20 protein-coding genes are annotated in these 21,424 nt (G+C 70.3%); 19 read left to right on the plus strand and 1 reads right to left on the minus strand.

Annotated features, from left to right (window positions below; all coding sequences use genetic code 11):
* Positions 1 to 27: 27 nt before the first annotated feature.
* Positions 28 to 1,026, plus strand: coding sequence for an IS1595 family transposase (locus tag AL072_RS09620; protein ID WP_045580516.1), 999 nt, complete (start codon positions 28 to 30; stop codon positions 1,024 to 1,026).
* Here the strand turns inward: AL072_RS09620 and AL072_RS09625 are convergent.
* Entirely contained in the window at positions 1,014 to 1,475 is a 462-nt protein-coding gene (locus AL072_RS09625; protein WP_052709885.1) for a hypothetical protein, read from the minus strand. The genes AL072_RS09620 and AL072_RS09625 overlap by 13 nt on opposite strands.
* A gap of 460 nt (positions 1,476 to 1,935) precedes the next feature.
* Between AL072_RS09625 and AL072_RS09630 the strand changes: the two genes are divergently transcribed.
* The 18 genes from AL072_RS09630 to AL072_RS09710 all read left to right on the plus strand — a co-directional run bounded on the left by AL072_RS09630 (position 1,936) and on the right by AL072_RS09710 (position 21,421).
* Positions 1,936 to 2,961, plus strand: a complete 1,026-nt coding sequence (locus tag AL072_RS09630; protein ID WP_045580515.1) for a hypothetical protein — start codon at positions 1,936 to 1,938, stop codon at positions 2,959 to 2,961.
* Complete coding sequence (locus AL072_RS09635) at positions 2,954 to 3,154, plus strand: hypothetical protein (protein ID WP_045580514.1); 201 nt, start codon at positions 2,954 to 2,956, stop codon at positions 3,152 to 3,154. The genes AL072_RS09630 and AL072_RS09635 overlap by 8 nt, the downstream gene beginning before the upstream one ends.
* 86 nt (positions 3,155 to 3,240) lie before the next feature.
* Positions 3,241 to 4,476, plus strand: coding sequence for a tyrosine-type recombinase/integrase (locus AL072_RS33360; RefSeq protein ID WP_158511054.1), 1,236 nt, complete (start codon positions 3,241 to 3,243; stop codon positions 4,474 to 4,476).
* Between the two features lie 109 nt (positions 4,477 to 4,585).
* On the plus strand, positions 4,586 to 6,244 hold the full coding sequence (locus tag AL072_RS09640) for a terminase gpA endonuclease subunit (protein WP_052709884.1): 1,659 nt from the start codon (positions 4,586 to 4,588) through the stop codon (positions 6,242 to 6,244).
* Positions 6,241 to 6,474, plus strand: a complete 234-nt coding sequence (gene gpW, locus AL072_RS09645; protein ID WP_045580513.1) for a gpW family head-tail joining protein — start codon at positions 6,241 to 6,243, stop codon at positions 6,472 to 6,474. Before AL072_RS09640 ends, gpW begins: the two co-directional genes overlap by 4 nt.
* Complete coding sequence (locus AL072_RS09650; RefSeq protein WP_052709883.1) at positions 6,474 to 8,069, plus strand: phage portal protein; 1,596 nt, start codon at positions 6,474 to 6,476, stop codon at positions 8,067 to 8,069. The genes gpW and AL072_RS09650 overlap by 1 nt, the downstream gene beginning before the upstream one ends.
* Before the next feature lie 15 nt (positions 8,070 to 8,084).
* Positions 8,085 to 8,918 (plus strand): S49 family peptidase, encoded by an 834-nt coding sequence (locus tag AL072_RS09655; protein WP_052709882.1) that lies wholly within the window; start codon positions 8,085 to 8,087, stop codon positions 8,916 to 8,918.
* Positions 8,915 to 9,430 (plus strand): hypothetical protein, encoded by a 516-nt coding sequence (locus AL072_RS09660; protein WP_052709881.1) that lies wholly within the window; start codon positions 8,915 to 8,917, stop codon positions 9,428 to 9,430. Before AL072_RS09655 ends, AL072_RS09660 begins: the two co-directional genes overlap by 4 nt.
* Entirely contained in the window at positions 9,427 to 9,786 is a 360-nt protein-coding gene (locus AL072_RS09665; RefSeq protein ID WP_045580512.1) for a head decoration protein, read from the plus strand. Before AL072_RS09660 ends, AL072_RS09665 begins: the two co-directional genes overlap by 4 nt.
* Positions 9,787 to 9,798: 12 nt before the next feature.
* Positions 9,799 to 10,824 (plus strand): major capsid protein, encoded by a 1,026-nt coding sequence (locus AL072_RS09670; RefSeq protein WP_045580511.1) that lies wholly within the window; start codon positions 9,799 to 9,801, stop codon positions 10,822 to 10,824.
* Between the two features lie 3 nt (positions 10,825 to 10,827).
* Complete coding sequence (locus AL072_RS09675) at positions 10,828 to 11,157, plus strand: hypothetical protein (RefSeq protein WP_045580510.1); 330 nt, start codon at positions 10,828 to 10,830, stop codon at positions 11,155 to 11,157.
* 6 nt (positions 11,158 to 11,163) lie between these two features.
* Positions 11,164 to 11,466, plus strand: a complete 303-nt coding sequence (locus AL072_RS09680) for a head-tail joining protein (protein WP_045580509.1) — start codon at positions 11,164 to 11,166, stop codon at positions 11,464 to 11,466.
* Positions 11,466 to 11,894: a hypothetical protein gene (locus AL072_RS09685; protein ID WP_045580508.1), complete on the plus strand. Its 429-nt coding sequence runs from the start codon at positions 11,466 to 11,468 to the stop codon at positions 11,892 to 11,894. The genes AL072_RS09680 and AL072_RS09685 overlap by 1 nt, the downstream gene beginning before the upstream one ends.
* Positions 11,895 to 11,980: 86 nt before the next feature.
* A complete protein-coding gene (locus tag AL072_RS09690) occupies positions 11,981 to 12,460 on the plus strand; it encodes a hypothetical protein (protein WP_045580507.1) in 480 nt (159 codons plus the stop codon).
* 83 nt (positions 12,461 to 12,543) lie between these two features.
* The gene (locus AL072_RS09695) at positions 12,544 to 12,918 is read left to right on the plus strand and encodes a hypothetical protein (RefSeq protein ID WP_045580506.1); all 375 of its coding nucleotides are present in this window, start codon (positions 12,544 to 12,546) and stop codon (positions 12,916 to 12,918) included.
* Positions 12,919 to 12,941: 23 nt separating this feature from the next.
* Positions 12,942 to 13,172, plus strand: a complete 231-nt coding sequence (locus AL072_RS09700; protein ID WP_045580505.1) for a hypothetical protein — start codon at positions 12,942 to 12,944, stop codon at positions 13,170 to 13,172.
* A 30-nt stretch (positions 13,173 to 13,202) separates the two neighbouring features.
* On the plus strand, positions 13,203 to 19,850 hold the full coding sequence (locus AL072_RS35970) for a tape measure protein (RefSeq protein WP_045580504.1): 6,648 nt from the start codon (positions 13,203 to 13,205) through the stop codon (positions 19,848 to 19,850).
* Positions 19,847 to 21,421 (plus strand): hypothetical protein, encoded by a 1,575-nt coding sequence (locus tag AL072_RS09710; protein ID WP_045580503.1) that lies wholly within the window; start codon positions 19,847 to 19,849, stop codon positions 21,419 to 21,421. Before AL072_RS35970 ends, AL072_RS09710 begins: the two co-directional genes overlap by 4 nt.
* Positions 21,422 to 21,424: the final 3 nt, after the last annotated feature.

Genomic DNA, 21,424 nt, shown 5'->3' on the forward strand with positions numbered 1-21,424 from the left:
CGGGCAATCACCGTGTCGGAGATCGCCATGCCCCGTCGCACCAAAAGCCAGCACTTCCTTCTCAGCGCCGCGGCGCGCACGCTGTCGCTGGCGACCGTGCTGCGCCTGTCGGACACGGAAGCCGAGACGGTGTTCGCGGCGATCCGCTGGCCGGAGACGAACGGGCGTCCCGTGTGCCCGGCGTGCGATTGTGATGCGGTGTACGACTGCCGCCGGCCGAGCGGTGCGCCTCGCTGGCGCTGCAAGCGGTGCCGCAAAGACTTCTCCCTCACCTCGGGCACGCTGTTCGCCTTCCACAAGCTGGCGCTCCGGATGTACCTCGCCGCCGTGGTGATCTTCGTCAACGAGGTGAAGGGCAAGGGCGCGCTGCCGCTGTCGCGCGACCTGGGCGTCCAGTACAAGACGGCGTTCGTGCTGGGCCACAAGATCCGCGAAGCGATGGCGGCCGAGAGCCGCGGTGTCGTCATCGGCGGCGCGGGCAAGGCGGCGGAGATCGATGGGGCCTACTTCGGCGGCCACGTCCGCCCGGAGAACCGCAAGGCGGAGCGCAAGGACCGCCGGCTGGCCATCAACCAGACCGGCAAGCGCCGGTGTGTCGTCACCATCCGCGAGCGCGACGGCCGCACCCTGACCGGCGTGTTCCCGTCCGAGGACGCCGCCGGCAGCTTCATCCGCTCGCGCGTCGCCAAGGGCACCGAAGTGCATGCGGACGAGTCCAGCGCCTGGAACGACCTGCACGCCCGCTACCCGATGCACCGCATCAACCACCAGGACGCCTACAGCCAGGACGGCGCCTGCACCAACGGGGCGGAATCTTTCTTCTCGCGCATCCGCCGCGGGGAGATCGGGCACCATCATCACATCTCGGGCCTCTACCTGCACCGCTACGCCAATGAGGCCGCGTTCCGAGAGGATCATCGCCGGACCAGCAACGGCGAGCAGTTCCGCGTCGTGGTCGGGCTGGTGACGAAGACCGGCCCGTCGGTCGATTTCTGCGGCTACTGGCAGCGCGCTCACGCGGCGTGATCGGCGGGTTCGGCCGGAAGGCGCCAGCGGGCGCCCAGGCCATTGCCGATCTTCTCCACCGTGCCCTTGCCTTTCAGGGCGGTCAGGGTGTTGAGGACGCGCTGGATGAAGTCGGAGCGGGTCTTGCGGTCTTCCGGATCGAGCCCTTTGTCGCGCAGCGCGGCGACGGCGATCTCCTCAGCGGCAACGACACGTCCCTCTGCCATGCGCAGCGCCTCCAGGCAGCGGCGCGCCAGCTCGCCGCTGGCGAAGTAGTGGGAGCGCCTCGCCGGCGGCTTCTTCGGCGCGATGCTCTCCGGCTCCAGTTCCGGGGCGAACAGGCGCAAGGTGGCGTCCAGGTGCACCAGGTCGGCCCGGTGCTGAGACATCCGCTTCTCAAGCTCAAGGATTGCCCCGGAGATCTCGCCCCGCTTCTCCCGCAAGGCGCTGACAACGTGCGGCTCGCCCATACTCCATGCCCCTTCTGTGCGGCTTCAGGGCGACAGGGTAGCTGGCAGGGCGGCGACGCGGCAGGATCAGGCGGTGGCGGGTGCTACATAAGTCTGCGGCTTTGCTGGGTAGCGACAGGAACGCCGTGGAGTGTCGGCCACGATCCAGCAAGGGCGGACGGAAAGAGCGCCTGCGTTCCGCTCCTGAAAGGGTGTCGGATGCGAATGCGCAATGGCGCTGCCGCTTGGCTGTAGGGCCGGAAAAGCCTTGGCTTTCGTCTTGGGGACCGCAGCCGGGCGAACCTGGATGTGATGCGCCCGCCGCCTTGGTCGCGGCCAGCCCTTGGGGTCAGCGTTTATCCGCAACTCCTGCCGAGTGAGCCTGACATGAGCAAAGCCAATCTGGTGCTGGGCTGCGAAGGTGAATTCCAGCCCTCGTATGAGGCGCTTGTCACGGTCAGCGATACTCAGGAGGTGGCCCATGGGTGACGCTGCCCTGTCGATCACTCCAGCGCGGCCGGCGCCGACGCGGCGCGCTGTGCTTGCCGGGGGTGTAGCGTTTACGGCCGTTCCCGACGCCAAGATCATGCCGCCGATCGGCATGGTGAAGGGCGCTCCGGTGCGGGATCCCGTGGTCGATCTCTGGTCCCGCTACATGGCGTTGGAAGCCGACGTCGAGGCGGCTTGGACCCTTGTTGAGGCAGCAAAAGCGCGGCTGCCCGCATGGGCGCAGGAGGCGGGGTGGCCGGTCTGGACCGATGCCATGATCGCGGAGCACCGTCTGCCGGAAGCATGGACGCAGCCCGGCTTGGCCGAACTGGTGAGGCTTCACCGGGAGCGGCTGTGGCATTGTCCAATCGGAGACAATGCAGCCCGCATGCAGTGTGTGGTGGAGCATCGGGCGCGTGCCCGCGCCTGGATTGCCCGCGTGCGTGAACAGCGACAACTCCGAAACGTTGCCGGCATTCCCGAGCTGGTGGCGCAGGCAGATGCACTGTGGGATCGCCGTAGCGCCATCGAAGCGGAGATCCTGCGCACTCGTCCCCTGACCATGCCCGGTGTGGTGTGCAGCAAGCTTCTGGTCTGGCGGGACAACCTCGATGGCCTGGACGAGGATGGGGCCGGCTTCACCGACGACATTGTCCTGTCGGTTCTGTCCGACCTTCAAGCCGGAGTCGCCACTGGTGCATCTTCTCTGCCGCTGAACGCCGCCGGGGACGATGTCCGCTTTCTCGCATGGGAAGCCGAGTTGGCAGAGTTGTTGGGCCGGCGCTTCGAGGTGGACGAACCGTCAACGCATCACAGACGGGTCGACGCGCTGGAGCGGTTGATCGCCTGGACGCCAGCATCGGGGCATGTGGGCGCCTTGGTAAAGCTGCGGCGGCTGGTCTGCCCGCAGCTGGGTCTGTTCGCCTGCGGGCACCGGACGGACGGAGACACCGAGGCGATGATCCGCGACGTAATGCGGGTGATTGCCGCGCATGTCGCGGATGGCTCCGATGGATGAGCGCCGTTCCGCCCTACTGGAAAAAGCCGTCGGGCTTCTTGCGGCAGTGTTTCGCACCATGGACCCGAAGGAAAGGGACAGCCTTCTGGAGCTAATGGATCAAGCAGGTAATGCGTCCGGGCCTGACAAGGGGCGCTTAATGAAATTGATCCACGAGCGCCTCAAGAGCCACAACGATAGTAATTGCTCGTAAACAAATCCTGTCATAGATACAGCGCTATCGCCCACTCTTGTGGGTGGGGCGGTGGCGCTTCTATGCAGAGGCATGGAGAAGTTCACATGGCATCTGTACGGAAACGTGAGTGGCAATACAACGGCGAAGTAAAAACCGCTTGGGTTGTAAACTATACAGATCAGTCTGGGAAGCGCCGGTTGAAGACCTTCGACCGGAAAAAAGAGGCGGATGCATATCGGCTAAAGGTCGAAACGGAAATAGAAAAAGGTGAGCACACGGCAGATGGATCATCCGCAACTGTCGCCCAAGTCTGCGATCAATTCTTAAAAAGCGCAGAGGAACGCTATAAGGCCGGCTCTATTGGGACGTCGACATTTTACAAGTATAGGCTGGCTGTCGATAGATACATTATTCCCGCAATTGGAAGTCGTAGATTTAACTCTCTGTCATGGTCTGATCTCGAAACTCTTCAAAGGGGGTTTTCTAAAGTTTCTCCTACGACAGCAAATGGATATCTTACCACCCTGAAAATGATTGAGGATTATGCAATCCGGAGAGGTTACACTAAGAAGAGAATAGTAAGAGATTATCGGTTGGATTTCGCATCTTCAAAAAAGAAGAAAATTCGGATACCGGCCATCGAAGATATACTTTCTATACTGAAAATTGTTGATGAAAGGCCGAGAAACTATGTTATTCGTGGTCATATGCTTCTCAGGTGCTTTGTCCATCTGGCCGCCTTCTGTGGGCTGCGGTATGGTGAGATTGCTGGGCTGACCAAGGATAATATTGACCTAGACAATAAAATGATAATGGTCCGCCATTCTCTTACAAGCTGGGATGAATTGAAGCAGCCAAAGACGGAGGCAGGCGTTAGGAACGTTCCAATACCGGCCCATATCGTCGCTCTATTGAAAGAGTGGATCGAGAAGCACCAATTGATCAATGATAGAGATCTTGTGTTCCGTACGAGCACTGGATACCCTATAAATTCTGGAAATTTCCATACGCACTTTTGGCATCCTCTGTTAAAACGGGCAGGACTGTATTCAACCGATGGGGATCAACTCCATTTTCATGCGCTTCGTCACTTTACGGTGTCGTTCATGCTCAACCAGGGCATTCCGGTAACGGAAGTGTCTCGACATGTCGGGCACAGTCGTTCGGACATCACCTTGAACACCTACGCTCATGCGTTGGCAAATGACGGGCAGAGGCAGGAAGCGATGGATCGCATTGCAGATGTGTTGTTGGATCGAGCGCGCGCCGCTCCCCAACCGACCTCAACGGAGCGCATCGGCGAACGTAATCGCAAGGATCAGGCGCGACCTGCGGAATAGCACGGATGGTTCCGGCCGCGACAAGAGCGCGACATAGATCATTAAAGCATTGATATAGAATATCTATATTCCAGATGCGGAAGATTTCGGAAGCGGCGAGATCGCGCCGATGCTGCGCGACACCCCGGCGCTGAAGCCGCTGCTGCGGCCGGTGAGGAAGGGCGAGAAACAGGACAACGCCGCCTTCTACCAGCTGAGCAACGGCGCCAGCGTGCGGGTGGTCGGGGCCGCGTCGGACGACGCCTTCCGCCGCTACTCGGCCCGCTTCCTGTTCGCCGACGAGATCGACGGCGACGGCTGGACGCCCGGCGCCAGGACCCAGGGCGACAAGCTGAAGCTGTTCTGGACCCGCGGCGAAACCTTCTGGAACCGCTCGATGGTGCGCGGTTCCACCCCGCTGCTGTACGAGACGAGCCGGGTGTGGCGGCTGTGGCTGGCGTCGGACCAGCGCCGCTATTTCGTGCCCTGCCCGCAATGCTCGGAGGCCGCCGGCCGGCTCGACGGCTGGCAGCATCTGGATTGGGGCGGGCCGGACGTGCCGCACGGGCTGAAATGGAGCCTGGACGCCGAGGGCGCCCTGGACAAGGTGTGGTACGTCGGCACCTGCGGCTGTGTCATCGAGGAGCGGCACAAGGCGTGGATGGACGCCAACGGCGAGTGGCGGCCGACCGCAAGGGCCAAGGTGCCTGGCCATGTCGGGATGCATCTGTGGACCGGCATGTCGCTCAACCCCAATGCGGCGTGGCCGGTGATCGTCCAGGAATGGCTGGAGGCGCAGGCCGACCCGGCGACGCTGGTGCAGCCCTTCGTCAACCTGCGGCTCGGCCGGCCCTACCGGGCGACCTATGGGCAGGAGATCAAGAGCGCCAGCTTCATCGACCGCATGGAGCCGTACCCGGCAGAGGTGCCGGCGGGTGTCGAGTTCATCACGGTGGGGGTGGACGTCCAGTCCGGCAAGGTCAACCCGCGGCTTGAGGCATCGGCCTATGGCTGGGGCCGCGGGCTGGAGGTCTGGCTGATCGGGCATTTCATCCTGCCGGGCGATCCGGCCAAGGCCGAGGTGTGGGCGGCGCTGGACGAGGGGGTGCTGCTGCGGCGCTACCGCAAGCCGGACGGCAGCACGCTGGACGTGCGGGCGACCTGCATCGATTCGGGCGGCCACCACACCCAGGAGGTCTATGCCTTCGCCAACAAGCGCCGGGCGCGGCGGGTGTGGGCGATCAAGGGCCGCTCGGAAAGCCGGGGGCAGCGGGGCCGGGTGTGGCCGCGCAAGCCGTCGAGCAAGCTCGGCCATGTCTGGTACATGATCGGCGGCAACGCGGCGCGCGACTGGGCCTATGGCTCGCTGCCGGTGGACAGGCCGGGGCCGCGGCGGGTGCATTTCCCGCAAGCCGCCATCGACGGCGCCCGCGAGCTGGACGAGGAGTTCTTCGCCCAGCTGACCCGCGAGCGGCTGATCGTGCCGCGCGGCCAGCAATACACGGTGTGGCAGAAGCCGGCCGAGGCCCATGAGGCCGGGGTGTGCTTCGTCTACGCCTACGCCGCGGTGTGCGGCCTTCAGGCGCTGTCCGGCAAATACGTCAAGCTGGGCGAGGCCGATGCGGTGCCGGTGCCAGTGACCGACTCGGATGACACTGGCGCGGACTCGACACCCGCCGACGCCATCGCCGCGGCGGTCGCCCGGGCGCGCAGGCTGAGCCAGCCGGCCGCGGCAGTCCAACCGGCGGCGCCGGCGGCCTCGACCGACAAGGGGGAACTGTACCTATGACCGACGTCACCAGTCTGGAGGCGTGGCTCGCCGACGCGCGGGCCGCCCACCATGCCCTGCAGCTCGGCCGGCAGACGGTCAGCGTCCGCTTCGGCGACCGCGTGGTCGAGTACGCCCCGGCCAACGCCCAGGCGCTCGCCGGCTACATCGCCTCGCTGGAGCGCCGGATCGCCGCGGCCCGGGGCCGGCGCGGGCCGGCGGTGTCGCCCTATGTCCGGACCATCGGCTGATGGCGCCCGCTCCGGTCATCCTCGACCAGCACGGCCGGCCGATCCCGCAATCCGACATCCGCCGCGCCCGGGCGCAGGCGGCGATGGGCGCCTTTCTCGCCGGATCGGGCAGCGCGCCCGAGCTGCGCGACTGGACGCCGGCGGCGGGCTCGGCCGATGCCGACCTCGATGGCGACCGCCAGACCATCGCCGCCCGCGCCCGCGACCTGGAACGCAACGACGCGCTCGTCTCCGGCGCGGTGCAGTCGCTGAAGGACAGCGCCATCGGCTTCGGGCTGGATTTCCAGTCGATGCCGGATTACCGGGCGCTCGGCATCGACCGCGACCGGGCGCAGGACGCCGCCCGGCGGATCGAAGCGATCTGGCATGAATGGAGCGAGGACCGCGACGCCTGCGACGTCACCGGCCAGCTGCCCTTCGGCGCCATGCTGCGCCAGTCGGTGCAGTCCGACCTGGTCAACGGGGAAAGCCTCCAGCTCGCCCTGTGGCTGCCCGAGCGGCAGCGCCGGCTGGGCAGCCGCTTCGCCACCGTCATGCAGACGGTGGAGGCCGACCGGCTGTCCAACCCGCAGGACCGCATCGGCGACCCGCGCCTGCGCGACGGCGTCGAGCTGGCCGGCTACGGCGCCCCGGTCGCCTACCATATCCGGTCCAGCCATCCGGGCGACCTGTTCATGCCGTGGGCGATGGCCGCAGCCGAGTGGCAGCGGGTGGCGCTGCGCGGACCGGGCGGGCGGCGGGTGGTGATCCATTCCTTCGATCAGAAGCGCCCAGGCCAGCACCGCGGCGTCTCGGTCTTTGCACCCGTGATGACCGAGCTGAAGCAGCGCGCCCGGTTCCAGCGCGCCGAGCTGCAGGCGGCGGTGGTCAATGCGGTGATCGCCGCGGTGCTGGAAAGCCCGGCCGACGGCCAGACGCTGGTCGACCTGTTCGGCGACGCCAACGCCTACATGGACATGCGCAACGCCCAGCCGGCGGTCCAGCTTGGCATCGGCCCGGGCGGCGCCATCCCGCGGCTGCTGCCGGGCGAGACGCTGAAGGGCTACTCGTCCAACCGGCCGAGCGCCGGCATGGACGGGTTCGTCACCACGGTCAGCCGGCTGATCGCCACCGGCATCGGCATGACCTACGAGACCTTCATGCGCGATTTCAGCAAGACCAACTACTCCAGCGCCCGCGCGTCGCTGCTGGAGGGCTGGCGCTTCGTGCTGTTCCTGCGCATGCACAAGACGCTGACCTGGTGCCGGCCGACGCTCGACCTGGTGCTGGAGGAGGCGGTGTGGCGCGGCTACCTCGACCTGCCGGGCTTCGCCGAAAGCCGGGCGCGGCGGCAGGCCTGGCTGCGCGGGGTGTGGCGCGGGCCGGCGCGCGGCTGGGTCGACCCGGTGAAGGAAATCACCGCCGCGGCGATGCGGGTCCGGCTCGGCATCTCGACCCTGCGCGACGAGGCGCTGGACCAGGGCCGCGACCTCGACGACCTGCTGGACCAGATCGCGCTGGAGCAGGAGGCGCTGAAGGCGCGCGGGCTGACCCTGCCCGAGGTGAATTTCATGCCCACAGCTGACCAGCCCGAGCCGGCAGCCGCCGGCGCCTGACGGAGTCCCCCCGAGATGCTGAAGACGACGCAGCCCTTGCTGGTGGCCCCGGCATGGGCGGAGACCGCGGCCGCGCGCCTGGTGCAGCTGGGCCGCGCCGAGCTTCCGGCCGGCTGCTTCCGGCTGGGCGAAGTCAACGGCACGCGTCGCCCCTACGAGGTGGATCAGGGCGTGGCGCTGGTGTCGGTGGCCGGGCTGCTGGTGCCCAAGCTCGGCTACATCGGCGCCGGCTGGGCCACCGGCTATGACGGGTTGCGGGTTCAGCTCGCCCATGCCTTCGCCGATCCGGACGTGCGGGCGATCTGCCTCGACATCGACAGCGGCGGCGGCATCGCCCAGGGCTGTTTCGACCTGGTGGACTGGATCGTCGCCGCCAAGAGGGCGGCGGGCAAGCCGGTGGCGGCGATCTGCAGCGAGGAGGCCTATTCCGCCGCCTATGCGCTCGCCTGCGCCGCCGACAGCATCGCGGTGCCGCGCACCGGCGGGGTGGGGTCGATCGGCGTCTGGTTGATGCACTGGGACCAGTCCCGGATGCTGGAGGGGGCCGGGATGGTGCCGACCATCGTCCAGTCCGGCGCTCACAAGACCGACGGCCACCCCTATGCCGCGCTGCCCGAGGCGGTGCGCGCCGACTGGCAGGGGCAGGTCGACGCGCTGCGCCGGCTCTTCGCCGAGACCGTCGCCCGCGCCCGCGGGCTGGATTTCGCGGCGGTCCTCGCCACCGAGGCCCGCTGTTTCGAGGGGCCGCTCGGCACCGCCGAGGCCGTGCGCCTCGGGCTGGCCGATGCGGTCCTGCCACCCGACCGGGCCTTTTCGGCCCTGCTGGACCATGTGAGGGACAATCCGTGAAGAGCTTCAGCTTCGCCCACCTCAACCCCTTCGGCCGCTCGAAAGCCGCGGACGGGGACGCGCAGGACACCACCACCACCAAGGCCGGCGCCGGCGGCGATGCCGACCAGGAAGACGGCAAGGAAACGCCGGCGGATGGCGACGAGCCGAAAGCCGATGCCCCGCAGGCCGCCGCCCCCGGCGAGCGCGAGCGCTGCGCCGCCATCTTCGCCGCGCCGGCGGCCGCCGGCCGGGTCCAGCTCGCCGCCCATCTGGCCTTCAACACCGACCTGTCGGTCGAGCTGGCCTGCGCCGCGCTGGAGGCCGCACCGATCGGCGCCGCCGCACCCGCCGCCACCCCGGCGCCCGCCGGCAACCCGCTGGCGCTCGCCGCCATGGACGCCCACCCGATCCCGGCCGTCGGGCCGGCCACCGACACCGGCTCCCTGAGCGACGACGACAAGGCCGCCGCCGCGGTGCTGGCCAGCATGGCCGCCGTCGGCCTCATTCCCAAGAAGGACGGCACCCGATGATCCCCGCCAGCTTCTCTTCCCAGGTCAACCCGCCGCTGCCGTCGCTGATCGCCGGCGACTTCCCCCGCGTCACCCGGCTGGTGACCATCGCCGGCGGGTCCGGCCTGCTGCCGGCCGGCGCGGTGCTCGGCCGCATCACCGCCAGCAAGAAACTCACCCTGTCGGCGTCCGCTGCCGGCGACGGCTCCGAAGCGGTGCGCGCCATCCTCGCCGAGCCGGTCGACGCCACCGACGCCGACGTCCAGGCCATCGTCTACCTGACCGGCGAGTTCAACCCGGACCAGCTGACCTTCGGCGCCGGCCACTCCGCCGTGTCGGCGGCCGACGCGCTGCGCGCCCTGTCGATCTTCCTCTGAGGACACCCGCCCATGGACATCTACTCCACCCTCGCCATGCTGGGGGTGCTGCGGTCGCTGCGCGCCAAGGCCCCCCGCTTCCTGCTGGACATGTTCTTCCCGCTGGCCAGCTTCAGCGACACCGGGAAGATCCTGTTCGACGTCGAGGTCGACGACGTCGAGGTCGCCCCCTTCGTCTCGCCGCTGTCGGCCGGCCGCGTCGGGTCGGACAGCGGCTATGAGACCCGGATGTTCGCCCCGGCCTATGTGAAGCCGCTGCACGACATCAAGCCGGACGAGCCGCTGCGCCGTCTCGCCGGCGAGCCGCTGGGCGGCGCCCTGTCGGCCGGGGCGCGGGAACAGGCGATCCTGGGGGCCAAGCTGCAGCGCCAGCTGACCCAGATCCTGCGCCGCAAGGAGGTGATGGCGGCCGAAGTGCTGCGCACCGGCAAATGCGTGGTCAAGGGGCCGGACTATCCGGAGGTGCTGGTCGATTTCCAGCGCGCCGGCGAGCTGTCGCTGCTGCTGTCCGCCGCCGCCCGCTGGGGCGAGGCCGGGGTGTCGCCCTTCGCCGACCTGTCGGAATGGATCGACCTGGTCGGGCGCAAGTCCGGCGCCGCGGTCAATGTCGTGGTGATGGACGCCAAGGCCTGGGCGCTGTTCGAGGCCGATCCCAAGCTGGAAAAGGTGCTGGACCGGACCCTGGGACAGGCGGCCATCGTGCAGATGGGCTTCCAGCCCGGCGTTCCCGGAACGCCGGTGTTCAAGGGCCGGATCGGGATGGTCGAGCTGTACACCTACAACGACACCTACACCGATGGCGGGACGACCCGGGCGCTGCTGCCCGATCACACCGTGCTGCTGGGCGCCACCGGGGCGATGGAGGGCACCCAGGCCCATGGCGCCATCCTCGACCCGCGCGCCGGCTACCAGGCGCTCGAGGTGTTCCCCAAGAGCTGGATCGAGGAGAACCCGGGCCGGCGCCTGCTGCTGAGCCAGTCGGCGCCGCTGGTCTACCCACGGCGTCCCAACGCCTGCATGGCCGTGACGGTGAGGTGAGCCATGGCCAGGCTGCGCCTGCTGGCCACCGTGAAGGTGGACAGGGAGACCTCGCTGCGGCCCGGGGCCGTCATCGAGGTCAAGGATCCGGACGATGCCGACGCCGCCTCGCTGGTCGCCCGCGGCTTCGCCCGCTGGCTGAAGGCCGGCGACGAGGCCGGGGAGGAGGGCCTGCCGCCCGACCGCATCATCGCGGCGATCGGCCGGCTCGACCCGGCCAATCCAAGGCACTTCAAGGCCGGCAAGCCGGAGCTGAAGGCGCTGGGCGAGCTGCTGGGGGTGGATGTCACCGCCGACCAGCGTGACCGGGCCTGGGCGGCCCTGCAGGGCTGACCGGCCATGCTCTTCGATGACCTCAACACCGCCTGCGCCGGCGCCTTCGGTGAGCCGGCGGTGATCCGGCGGCCCGGCCGGCCCGACGTCACCGTCACCGGCATCTTCGACCGCCGGCACTACCAGCAGGACACCGACGGCGGGCCGGTGTCGACGCTGGTGACCTCGCTGGCGGTGGTCGACGCCGATGTCGGCGGACCGGTGCCCGCCGGCGCCGCCATCGAGCTGCGCGGCCTGACCTTCACGGTGTCGGAGCCGCGGCCCGATGGACAGGGCATGACCGTGCTGCTGCTGCGGGAGTCGCGGTGATGCACCAGCGCACGACGATCCGCGCCGCCATCGCCGCGGCGCTGGGGGCCGTCGCCCCGGTCACCGCCAACCGGGACGATCCCTTGCCGGCCGACGCGCTGCCCTGCATCGGCCTGTTCACCCCCGACGAGACGGCGCAGGAACTGACCATGGGCAGCCGGCGCCAGCTGCGGCGCCTGGAGCTCTATGTCGACGGCTATGTCCGCGCCGACGGCACCGCCGGCGACCTGGACGACCGGCTCGACGCCATGGCGCTGCGCATCGAGCAGGCGATGGCCGCCGGCCGGCGCTTCGGCGGGCTGGTCGACCGCATCGAGCTGCTGCGCACCGTCACCGACCGCCTGACCAGCGGCGAGCTGAAGGCCGGCGTCACCCGCCTGCAGTTCGCCGTGACCTACCAGACCGGCTTCGGCCAGCCGGATGCCTGATCCCGGCGCCTGAATTCGACGTCCATCCCATCGCGGCCATCCGGTTTCCGAGAGGCCTTTTCTCTGCCCGAAGGAGGGGCATTCCCATGAGCGGCAACGCTGTCCAGAGCGCCGGCACGCGCCTGTTCCTGTCCACCACCGCCCTGTGCACCACCGAAGCGCAGTACAAGGCGCTCGCCTGGACCGAGGTCGAGGAGATCGAGGACATCGGCGCCTTCGGCGAGACCTTCGAGAAGGTCACCTACAAGACGCTGGGCGACGGCGCGGTCCACAAGAAGAAGGGCACCGTCGACTATGGCTCGGGCACGCTGAAGCTGGCCCGGGTGCCGGCCGGCGCCGGCCAGACGGCGATCCGCGCCGCGGCCAGGAACCGCAAGGCGGCCTACAACATCAAGATCGAGTTCGACGACGCCCCCGACGGCGGCACCCCGACCACGATCTACCTGCGCGCCTACGTCATGTCCTACACCACCGAGATCGGCTCCAACGACAAGGTGATCGAGACCAGCGTCGGGCTGGAGATCGACGCCGAGCCGATCGAGGTCGCGGCCGACGACGGCCAGTAAGCGCCGGCGCAGACCTCCCACCCTTGAGCCGGCGGCCCGCCCTGGCTGCCGGCACCTTCCCCCGTCCACCGAGAGATCCAGCCATGACCGCCTCCAGCACGGCGCCGCGCTTCGCGCACGGCGTGATGACCATCCATCTCGACGGCGACGACGTCGAGCTGTTCGCCAACGTCCGCGCGTCGCGCACCATCTGCCGCCTCTATGGCGGGCTGAACCAGGCCTTCACCAACACCAACGCCTTCGACTTCGACACGCTGGTCAACGTCGTCAACGCCGCCGCCGGCCGGGTCGGCAAGGCGGCCGAGGCCACCGCCGAGGCGATCTTCGCCGAAGGCGTCATCACGGTGGCGCCGCAGGTGCTGCTGTATCTCAACTTCCTCGCCGGCGGCGGCAAGGCGCCCAAGTCGGAAAGCGTGAAGGCGGACAGCGAGGCCGCCCCGTCGGGGGAAGCCGGCTGACCTTCCCGGACTATGTGGACCGGATGTTCGCATACGCCACGGGGTGGCTCGGATGGTCGCGCAGCGAGGCGCTGGACGCCCCGTTCCCCGACATCCAGCTCGCCCTGGACGGGAAGGTCGATTTCCTCGCCGCCACCACCCCCGGGGCCAGGCGCAGGACGCGCCGCAAGCCCAAGGACGTGGCGGAGCTGAAGGAGCGGGCGCGGGCCGTCTTCGGCCTGAAGCGCGCGGAACAGGGCATGGGCGCCGGGTGACCGGCGCCCTTTTCGTTTCCGGAGACCGGCATGGCTGATTTCCCCGGCATGATGGTGCCGGTCGGTGCGGACGACAGCGGCCTGCGGCGGGTGCTGTCGCAGGCCGAGGCCCGCGTCGACCAGTTCGCCGGCCGCGTCGACGGCTCCGTGCGCAAGGCTGCCGGCAGCTTCGACGCGCTGGGCACTGCCGCCGGCCGCGTCGCCGGGGTGGTCGCCGGCATCGGGCTGGCGCAGGGGGCGGGCGAAGCGATCAAGGCGGCCGACGCCTGGAGCCTGTCCGCCTCGAAAATCGCGCTTTATGCCGGCGCCGGCGAGAAGGCGGTGGCGGTTCAGGAGCAGCTGTTCCAGGCCGCCCAGCGCGCCCGTTCGGCGCTGGAGCCGACGGTCGGGCTCTACACCTCGCTGGCCGATGCCGCCCTCACCATGGGCAAGTCGCAGGGCGAGGTGATCCGGCTGACCGAGACCATCTCCAAGACCTTCCGCATCTCCGGCACCGAAGCCGGCACCGCCGCCGGCGCCCTGGTGCAGCTGTCGCAGGCGATGGGCAGCGGCGTGCTGCGCGGCGACGAGTTCAATTCGGTGATGGAGGCCTCGCCGCGGCTGGCCAAGGCCTTGGCCGACGGGCTGGGGGTGCCGCGCGCCGCGCTGAAGTCGCTGGCCGAACAGGGGGCGCTGACCGCCGACAAGGTGGTGAATGCGCTGCTGCGCCAGAGCACCGCCATCGACACCGAGTTCGGCCGCATGGCCACCACCGTAAGCGACAGCCTGATCGTGCTGGCCAACGCCGCCCAGCGCCAGATCGGCCAGCTGAACCAGGCGACCGGCACCACGGCGGCGCTGTCGCGCGGCCTGCTGGCGGTGGCCGACAACTTCGACACGCTGGCCGCCGGGGCGCTGACCGCCGCCACGGCTCTGGGCGCGGTCTATGCCGCCCGCGGGCTGGCGCCGGCGATCGGCGCCGGGGCGCAGTTCGTCGCGTCCCAGGTGGCGCTGCGCAAGGAGCTGGTGAGCAACACCGGCCACCTGCTGCAGAAGGAGGCGGCGCTGCGCGCCGGCGCCGCCGCGTCGGTCGAGGCTGCGGCGGCCGACGTCGCCGCGGCGCAGGCCGCCCAGGCCAAGGCCCGCGCCGACCTCGCCGCCCGCGCCACGCAGTATGAGGCGGCGCTCGCGCTGGACGGCGCCATCGGCCGCACCGCGCGCCTGGTGCAGGCCGAAGAGGCGCTGATCGTCGCCCGCAACGCCCGGGCGGCGGCCGACCTGCGGGTCACCGAGACCACGGCGGCGCTGACCATGGCGACGGGTGCCCAGGCCTCCGCCATCGCCGGCACCGGCGTCGCCGCCACGGTGGCGGCGCGTGGCATGGCCCTGCTGTCGGGTGCCATGGCCCTGGTCGGCGGCCCGGCAGGGGCCGCCCTGCTGGCCGGCGCCGCGGCGGTGGCCATCTTCGCCACGCGGACCACGGTGGCCGAACAGGCGGCCAGCAGTTTCGAGCACGCGCAGCGCGCCGCGCAGGATGCGGTGAAGGACGCCGCCGGCGACGTCGAGCGGCTGGCCCGCGAGTATGGCCGGCTGTCCGATGCCATGCGGGCGGTGACCCGGATCAAGCTGGACGAGGCGCTTGCCGAACAGGCCAAGGCGATCGCCGCCCAGCGCGCCGCCGCGTCGGCCGCGGTCTATGGTGCCGACTCGCTGGCCCGGCCGGTGTCGGGCAGCTGGACCGTCTCGACCGACAGCGCCAGCTCGGCCCGCGTCTACGAGACGATGGGGCTGGCCGCCGACCAGGTCGACCGGCTGCGAACGGCGTTCGCCGCCTTCCACTCGGCCGCGGCCGACGATCCCGACGCCATCGCCACCCTGGTGCGGGTGCTGGACGAGGTCGGCCGCACCGCCGGCGCCGCCGGCAAGCCGCTGCAGGAGCTGGCGCAGCGCTTGGCCGATCCGGCGACCAAGGCGGAAGCGGCCTCCCGGACGGCGAAGGAGCTGGCCGCCCGGCTGGCGCTGCTGGCCGACCCGGCCAACGAGGCGGCCAGGGCGGTGCTCGCCGCCGGCCAGACTGCCGACGGTGCCGCCTCGCGCTTCGCCGGGCTGGGCTCGGCGGTGGGCGGCGTGGCGTCCAAACTGGCCGAGCTGCAGGGAAAGAGCTGGACCCTGTCGCTGCCGGCCGGGCTGGAACGGCGCGTCGGCGAGATGGTCGGGCCGCCGCCCGAACAGAAGACTCCCGTCGTCACCGGCCTGCAGGACCGCGGCCGCTCCGACGACGACACCGCCTATCAGGCATGGGACACTCAGCGCAGCGTCGCCCGCACGGTCCTGCGGAACCGGGTCATTCCGGCGGAGTCGGCCGAAGCGGTGCGGCTGCTGACGCTGGAGGCCGACGCCAGCGAAAAGCTGGCCAAGGCGCGGACATCGGGCAACCCGGCTACCATCAAGGCGGCCGAGGTCGAGGTGGAGGTCGCCCGGCGCCTGCGCGACGGCCTCGACCCGGCGCGCGAGGCCGACACCCGCGCCCAGCTGCTGCGCAAGGCCCGGGCCGAGCTGGCCGGCGAGGTCGGCGCCCAGGTCACCCAGCTCAATCAGGACGTCGCCGCCCAGCAGCGGCTGGCCGCTGCCGCCGGCAAGGGCGAGGCCGCCCAGCGCGCCGCCGCTTCGGCCAACCGGGTGGCTGCGGCCGGGCTGAAGGGCTATGGCGACGCGGCGGCATCGGCTGAAGCCCAGCTCGAGGCGCTGACCGTCCAGCTGCTGCGCAAGGACGCCGACCAGCCGATCCAGGACCGCATACGCGCGGCCACGGCGCTGGTGGAGGCCTACGAGCAGGGTCCGAAGGCGGTCAAGGCGGCGGAGCTGGCCGAACAGGCCCACACGCTGGCGCTGAAGGAGGGTGAGGACGGAACCCAGGCCTACAGCGAGGCCAAGGCCCATTACATCGGGCTGCTGACCCGGGCGCAGCAGCTGGAGTCGGCGGCGGCGGCCGGGCCGCTGCTGCAGCGGCAGCGCGACCAGCTGGAGCTGGGGCAGCAGCAGCTGGCCCTGATGGGCGCGTCGGCCGAACAGCGCGCGCTGGAACTGGCCCGCACCCAGGCGCTGATCGACCTGCGCGAGCACAACATCGACGCCGCCAGCCGGGAGGGGCAGGCCTATCTGGCCAATGCCGAAGCGCTCGCCTGGCAGACTTCGGCGCTGGAGCGCACCAGCGCCGCCTATCAGGAGCTGGAGCGGTTCGGCGACCGGTCCTTCGACGCCATCCTGCAGAAGCTGTCCGCCGCCGGCAAATCGACGATGTCGTGGGCCGACGCCATCGCCACCGTCAGCGTCGAGCTGCAGCAGCTCGCGCTGAAGATGGCCGTCATCAACCCGGTCAAGAACGCGGTGCTGGGCACCAACCTGCCCACCCTGTTCGATCTGGGCGGCGGCACCGGCGGGCAAACGGGACAGGGTGGCGGGCTGGCGGGCAACCTGACCGACACGGCCCTGTCGAAGGGTGCCGGCTGGGCGGCGGACAAGCTGGGGCTGACCAGCGGTCTCGACAGCATCATGAACACCCCGCTGTGGGGCTCGGCCGTCTCGATGTCGTCGGTCGGCGGCGGTGCCACCGTCATCGGCACGGCAAACCCGATCATCGGCGCGTCCACCGGAGCGATCCAGGCCGGCAGCCTGAACGCGGCCAACGGCGTCGTGAACGCCGGCAACACCGCGGCGCTGAACGCGTCCTACAGCGGCACCGCCAGCGGCGCGGCCGGCACGGCGGGCGGCACGCTGGGCGGCGTCCTGGGGGCCGCCGGCGCCGGCGCCTTCGGCGGCGGCCTGGTCGGCGGCGCGCTCGGCACCGCGACCAACAGCAAGGCGGTGGGCGGCCTGTCCGGCGCGGTGGCTGGGGCCGGGTCGGCCTATCTGGCCTCGATCATGGGGATATCGTCCCTGGGCGGGCCGATCGGGCTGGCGATCGGCGCCGTGGTCGGCGCGATCATGGGCATGGTCGGCACCCAGAAGGCGAGCGTCGGGCCGAACGCGTCGGGCAACGTCGTCATCGACGGCAAGGGTGGGTTCCGCACCGACACCGCTTTGGCCGACAACGGTGCCGATGCCGGCCAGATGCAGCAGGTCACCGACGCCGTCGCCACCGCCATGAACACGGTGGTGGCCGGTGTCGGCGGCAAGCTGACCGGCGGCGACGGGCTGAACACCGGCCTGCTGCAGTTCTTCGCCAAGGACAACAAGTGGTACGTCACGCCGCAGCAGGGCGAGAACGCCGGCAAGCGGGCGTCGTTCGGGTCGCAGGACGAGGCGATCCAGTACTACATGCGCGAAAGCCTGAAGGGTCTGATCGGCACCGGCCAGCTGATCGGCCTCGATGACGACACCAGGACGGCGCTGACCACGTCCAAGGCGACGACCGCCGAAGGGCTGGCGACCGACCTGGGCTTCGCCGCCGGCTTCCGCCAGCAGCTCGACCTGATGAACGCCAGCCTGGATCCGACCAACAACCAGATCAAGGCCTTCACCGAAGCGGCCAAGGCGATCGGCGACCAGGTCAGGACAAACATCACCGATTGGCGCGACAAGGCGGCCGAGCTGGGGCTGGCCACCGAGACCGAGCTGACCGCCGCAGCCCGCAAGGGCATCGAGGCGATGATGGGTCTCGGCCCGGCGACCAAGCCGCTGGTCGGCATGGCCGCGGCGACCAAACAGGCGGAAATCGAGTTCGAACAGTTCCGGCCGGCGCTGCTGTCGCTGGGCTACACCACCGGCGAGGTGGCCGAACTGGCGGCGCGCTACACGAAGAAGCTGCAGGACAGCTACGCCGACGCGGTGGCCACTGTGCAGCGCCAGGGCGCCGTCGCCATCGAGGCCCTGATCGACCCGACCGCCAGGACCGGCGCGCTCGACCGGCTGCAGGGGCTTGGCCTCGACCGCACCGACTCCGCCATCGAGGGGCTGGCCGGTGTCATCGACGGGATCGAGCGGGCGGCATCCGCCGGCGCGCTGACCATCGAGGCCGAGCGGGCGGCACTCGGCCGGCTGAACACCGCGCTCTATGACGGCACCCTCTCCGGCGACCAGTACACCGCCATGGTGGGCATGCTCACCCAGGCGTGGCAGGACAGCGCAGACACCGCCCAGGCGGCGGCGGAAAAGGCCAAGGCGCTCGCCTCCTACCGGGCCGACGTCACCGGCCGGATGCAGGCGGCGGTCGGCAACAGCCGCGGTGCCGGGCTGATATCGCTTGACGCCCAGCAGGCAACGGCACTCGCCGCCGCGACGGCGGCCGGCTACGACACCACCCAGCTGCGCCTGGTGCAGGCGGCCGAGCGGGCCGCCCAGGCCTTCCAGCTCGCCCAACAGGATGTGCTGGAGGCCTATGACCGCGAGATCGCCGCCCGGCAGGAGGTGGTGAGCGCGATCCAGTCCGGCGCGCTTGCCCTGCTGCAGGCGGCGCGGCAGTTCCAGGATGCCCGCGCCGCGCTGCGCGAAGGCGACGACTCGCCGCTGGCGCCGCGCCGGAAGATCGAGGAGGCGACCGGCCGCTTCGACGCCGCCTATGCGGTGCTGAAGGACAGCGGTTCCACCGATGCCGACAGGGAGACCGCGCGCCAGACCCTGCTGCAGCTCGGCCCCACCCTGGTGGCGCTGGAGAAGGCGGCCAGCGGCGGCACCGCGTCGTCGCTGTTCGACAAGGTGGACGCCGTCTTCGCCGAGCTGGGCGACACCGGCGGGCTGAGCCTCGACACCGCCACCCGGGATCTGCAGGTGGCGCAGGACCAGCTGTCCGAGCTGCAGAAGGCCCGGACCGAGGCCGCGGCGCTGGGGCAGCGCCAGCTCGGCAGCCTGTCCGGCCTGCGCGACGTGCTGGACCAGAGCAACGCCGTCTGGCAGGCGGCGCTGACCCCGCTGCTGCAGCTGACCGGCACCGCAGACAGCCGGCCGCGCTATGCCGCGCCGGCGGCGGTACAGACGGCATGGGATGGGCTGTCGGCCGAGCAGCAGCACGGCATCGCCCGCGCCATGGGCTGGGGCGGGGACATCGACGAGGCCTTCAACCTGTGGCTGGCCAGCTCGACCCAGCGTGCCGCCACCTTCGGCGCCGACGTCACCGCCATCGCCGACGGGGCGCGCTATGGCGCCTCCGAATCGGTGCAACGGGCGTGGGACGCGCTGACCGAGGCGCAACGGCTCGCCGCGGTGCGGGGTGCCGGCTATGACGGCGGGCTGGATGCCGGGCTGAACGCCTGGGTGCAGCTCGGCCACCGCGCCGCCTTCGAGGCGAATGTGCTGGCGCAGGCGCATGGCGCCGGCATCCCGGGCTTTGCCACCGGCGGCATTTCCTATGGGCCGCAACTGGCATGGGTGTCGGAAGGCGCCCACAGCGCCGAGGCCCATGTGCCGCTGCCCGACGGCCGGCGCATCCCGGTGGCCCTCGACCTGCGGCTGCCCGGCAGTGATCTGATGCCGCCGGCGCCGATAGTCTCCTTCCGCCGTCCCGAGCTCGATGCCGGCGTCGCCGGCATGGCCGCGCTGCTGGCGGCGGTGGAGGGCCTGCGCGACGAGGTCCGCGCGCTCGGCCGCGACGCCCTGACCCAGCGCGCCCGCATCGGCGCCGATGCCGCCGCCCTGCTGGCCCGCGTCGAGGCGGCCACCGGCGACCTGCCCCGCAAACTCGCCAACACCCGGAGGGCCGCATGACGACGGTGCGACTGGTCGACCTCACCCTGTTCCATCGCCCCAGCGGCCACCGCCACCGGCTGCCGCTGGCCAGCTTCCCCGGCTACCAGTCCGGCCCGGCCGACGATCCGCCCAACGTCACCTGGCTGCCGCTGGTGACCGCCGGCGCCGACGCCGCGGTGTCGATCGGCAGCCTGGGGGCCGCCGACGGGCAGGCCGAGCTGCGGATCGGCGACCTGGTGCTGCGCAACGAGGCCAGCCGCAACCCGGCGCAGCGTTTCGCCAGCCTGCAGGACCTCGACACCGGCCAGTGGCTCCGCGTCGCCCTCGACGACAGGCCGCTCGATCTGCTGCTGGCCGGCGATTATGTCATCCAGTCGGTGGCCGAGCGCGAGATCGAGGACGGGGCGCCGCTGGCCGACGCCGTCACCATCTGGACCGCCCGGGCCGGCCAGCCCAAGCCCAAGCGCAGCGAGATCGCCCTGCCGATCTACGATGCCCGTCTCGACTTCGACACCCCGATCCAGACCGAGCGTTACCAGGGCACCGGCGGCTATGAGGGGCCGGCCGAGCTGAAGGACACGCTGAAGGAGCTGCCGCTCGGGCACTGCCCGATGGCGCGGCCAACCTATCTCGGCATCGTCGAGGGCTATCACCGCTGGTCGGTCGGCGGCGGCCGGCCGGTGCAGGACGTGCCGCGGGGCTGGTCTTCCGGCGTCGCGGTGGCCAGACAGGCGGCAAGTGTCCCGAGCGACAACGCGCATTTCACCGCCGACCTCGCCACCGGCATCCTCACCACCACCGTCAGGTATGCCGACTTCCGCGTCGAGGTGCTGGGCCGGACGTTCAATGGCACGTACCGCCGGTATGTCGGCGAGTTGATCGCCGCGCTCGCCACCGGCGCCGGGCTGGCCAGCACGGTGGACGTTGCCGGCATGGACGCCAGTCCGCGCACCGTCGGCCTGTTCCTCGCCGCCGGCGACGGCACCACCCATGCCGCCGCCTACGCCAGGTTCGTCGGCTCGGTGCCGCGCGGCGGCTGGTACATCGGCACCGCCGGCCAGCTGGTGGTAACGCGCGTCCCCCACCCGAATGCCGCCGCATCGATCCGGGCCTACAGCAGCGCCGCCGGCACCACCGCCGGCCTGCAATATGTCGAGGGCCGGCATAACCCGCCGGCCAAACAGGTGGTGCTGCGCTGCGCCCACAACCCAAGCCCGTCCACCGCAGCCACCGACGCGACGGCAGCCGATGCCACCCGCTGGACGCAGGAATGGCTCGAGGTGCCGTCCACGGTGGACGCGGCGATCGCCGTCGCCTGGGGAAACGCCGCCAAGGTGGCCACCATCGAGACAGCCCTGACCTTCAGCGCCGACGCCGCGGCCGAGTTGCCGGCCTGGGTGGCCGAGCTGTCGGCGCCGCCCACCCTCTACGAGCTGCCGGTGCCGGACGGGGCGCCGGGGGTGTGGATCGGCGACACCGTGACGGTGGAGGACGACATCGCCGGTTTCGCCGCGGGGGCGCCGGTGGTGGTCTATGGCCGGACGATCGCCGACCGCAGCGGCGGCGCCACCCTCTCCGTGGCGCGCTGAGCC

The sequence above is a fragment of the Azospirillum thiophilum genome (assembly GCF_001305595.1).
Taxonomy (GTDB): Bacteria; Pseudomonadota; Alphaproteobacteria; order Azospirillales; family Azospirillaceae; genus Azospirillum; species Azospirillum thiophilum.